Below are 3,016 nucleotides of genomic sequence, written 5' to 3' on the forward strand. Positions count from 1 at the left end.
TCGCGTTCAGCAAATTCGTTGACGAAACGTTCACCCTTTTGGTTAACCATAATGAAGTTTTCAGGCGGAGTTTGCAAGCCAGTGAAAAGTTCCCCGGTTACCGGGTCAGAAACTGGCATGAGTTGGATGAAGCCCATCCCCGTCAAAGCAGCGCCGGCTTCCTGGCCCAAGGCAATCCCGTCACCAGTAATAGCTGGTGAGTTGGTCGTAGCGATGTCGTCAGCGATTTCAGTCCAGTAAGTGTTGTACTTTTGCACCATCTTGGTGTTGGCCCCGAAACCACCGGCCGTCAAAATAACGCTCTTAGCGTGGACAGTTACCTTTGAGCCGTCAGTCTTTTCCGCGATCACACCGGTCACCTTGCCACCTTCAATGATCAAGTGCTTTGCCCGGGTTTCAGTCAAAACGGTTGCCCCATGCTGCTTAACCCAGTCGCCCAAAACGTGAATGAAGGCAAAGCCCATTGGTTCAACCGGCTTGTGGCCTCTGCGCCATAAAGCACCAACTGGCATGGTTACGTCGCTGCGGTCAAACTTCACGCCCAAGTCGGTCAGCCAGTTGACTGAGTCCAGGACATTGTTAACCAAGGTCGTTACCAGTTCGTACTTGCCGTGGATTTCGTTGCCCTTGAGGTCCACCCGCTTGCCGCCGAGGTAGGTTTGAATCTCGTGCAGCAGAACTGAGTCAAAGAGGTAGTCTTCACCTGAGTCAAGGTAGGCCTTGATCTGGTCACGCAGCTTTTCGAAGTCTGCCACGTATTCCGGGTCGATTTCGCTGGTTGGCGTTTCAGCCAATTCCTGCAAGGTTTCCTTTTCACCTGGCAGGGCCTTGAAGCCCTTTTGCCAGTCTGGCTCAGCGGCGTTCATTGGACCGCCGGCCCGGGCAGTGTTGCCGCCCAGTTGCGGGAACTTTTCCAGGATAACAACTTTCTTATCATGTTGCAGAGACCGGGTAGCAGCAGCCAGACCAGCTCCGCCGGCACCGATGACAACCACGTCAGTGTCGTATTCTTCATCCTTGGCGGCTGAAGAAGCAGGCTTGTCCCGCTTCTTCCATTCTTCGGCATCCCCGCCGGCTTCATTGATCGCTTCGGCAACCCCGTCGATCACCCCTTGTGAAGAGATTGAAGCCCCGGAAACGGCATCGACGTTCAAGGTTTGCCCGTCGATGATAGCCTTTGGCAGGCGCTTGAAAACTTCATCAGCGATCCCGCTGGTTTCGCCCGCTGAGTCAACCGTGATGTCCGCCACCTTGTCGTTTTCAATGGTGACTTCCATTGGCATGAATGATGAACCGTGTCCCTTGGCCTTAACCTTGTAAGTACCTGATTTCATTGACATAATATGTGCTCCTTTGTTTTTTGTCAGCGCTTTCTTTACTTGATAGCTTAATTCTAATATTATTCCTGGAGAAAATGAACGACTTTAAATATTATCAATCAATAACATTTGTGTTATCGTAAAAGCAGACTTTTTAACAGAGGAGAAAAAAGAAAATGAACGATCCCGACATCATGCTCAACTACCTGGAAACCCTGCTCAAGGAAAGCAACTTCACCCGGGCCGCCGAACACCTCTACATCTCCCAGCCCTACTTGACCCAGCTGATCAAGCGGGTGGAGAAAAAACTGGGGACCACCATCATCAACCGGGACAAGGTTCCCTTTACCTTGACTAAATCCGGCCAGATCTACTACCAGTATTTGGAAAACATTTCCGCCCAGCGCCACCAGCTCACCAACGCCTTGGAGCGTTTCAGCAACCAGCAGGAAGAAGTCATCCGGATCGCTATTCTGGAAAGCCTGGGCACCTTCCTTCTGCCTAAGATCCTGCCTGCCTTTTTGGCAAAACACCCCCAGGTCAAGATCCAGATCGCTGAAGGCTTCCCCCACACCAGCGAAGACCGGCTGCTGGGCGGGGACGTCGACTGCTATATGGGGCAGACGCCGGAAACCGTCGCGCAAGGCATTGATACTTATATCAACGGCGGGGAGGTCTACTATATCGTGATTCCGGAAAACTCCAAGTACTATCTCAAAGACCAATTCATCCTTGATCCGGCAACTTACAACCCTAAGGAGCTGCTCCAGCAGCCTTTTGTCTTAAGCAATGGGGAATCCGCCATCCGCCACCAGGTCAACGGTTTATTTCATTACTTCCGCGTGCAGCCAAATATCCGGATGACCTCCAATAGCGTTATCACGGCCACCAACCTGTCCGTCAACGGGGCCGGCTTCACGATCTCCTCAGCCAGTATCTTGAAGCGGCTGGAGCACCTGCCCATCAACCTCTACCCCCTTGACCCCCGCCAGATCAAGCTTACCTACTTCATCGGGGTCCGCCACGGCGCTGACCTCTCGCCAGCCTTAAAGGACCTGATTGATGCCTTCCAGGCAGCCGAGCTGCAGGAAAAGATCAGATAATTGGCTGAAAGAGATTTTTGGGGAAAAATAAAAAACTTTTGACATTTTTCTTGTATTAGTAAGTGGAGGGAAAAAATTGCCCTCCTACGCGGGTGATGAACTATGATGCCGCGGCCTACCGCTACCAGCTAACTAAGAGCAAAAAGCTCTACCCCGTACTCACTCTGGTGGTATACTACGGGAAAAAAGCTTGGAACTACAGCCGGAATTTGCTGGGGAGTGTCAATATGGAGAAGCTGCCCGAAGAAATGCGGCCACTGATCAGTGATTACCAGATCAAGGCTTTTTACCGGATCAGCGACTTGTCGGCAAAAGAGCTGGATAAGCGTTTCAAGAGTGCCTTCTTCTGCCTAGCGGAATACTTCATCCAGACCAATGTCGGGGAAGAATACCACCCAAACGCCAAAAAGCTGTCAGTAGAAGATATCATGCTCCTTTTAGACATGATGAATGCCCTGTCGGGTACTCATGCTTTTGACGAGTTAATCAAGAAATTGGAAAAAAGAGATAAGAACGAGGTGACTACCATGACTGAAGTAATGCCACAATTTATCCAGGTCAAGCTTGACCAGGCCAAGAAGGAAACGACTGAGG

Annotated in this window: 3 protein-coding genes; 2 read left to right on the forward strand and 1 reads right to left on the reverse strand. The window is 51.1% G+C overall.

From position 1 onward, the window contains the following. Nucleotides 1-1,334, reverse strand: a 1,334-nt coding sequence (locus tag Q0J41_RS08375) for an FAD-dependent oxidoreductase (RefSeq protein ID WP_296228400.1), incomplete at its 3' end; no start/stop codon positions are given. A gap of 161 nt (nt 1,335-1,495) precedes the next feature. Here Q0J41_RS08375 and Q0J41_RS08380 point away from each other — a divergent pair. Together Q0J41_RS08380 and Q0J41_RS08385 are read left to right on the forward strand one after the other, a co-directional pair. Next, a complete protein-coding gene (locus tag Q0J41_RS08380; RefSeq protein ID WP_296228395.1) occupies nt 1,496-2,422 on the forward strand; it encodes a LysR family transcriptional regulator in 927 nt (308 codons plus the stop codon). Between the two features lie 95 nt (nt 2,423-2,517). Then, nucleotides 2,518-3,016 (forward strand): Rpn family recombination-promoting nuclease/putative transposase (locus Q0J41_RS08385; RefSeq protein WP_296228398.1); only part of this gene is annotated, 499 nt, incomplete at its 3' end.

It is taken from the genome of uncultured Lactobacillus sp., assembly GCF_944327175.1.
In the GTDB taxonomy this organism is placed as follows: Bacteria; Bacillota; Bacilli; order Lactobacillales; family Lactobacillaceae; genus Lactobacillus.

Bases quoted from the DNA above. Each gene is read 5' to 3' on its own strand.
- Q0J41_RS08380 (WP_296228395.1), top strand. From the start codon at position 1,496: ATGAACGATCCCGACATCATGCTCAACTACCTGGAAACCCTGCTCAAG.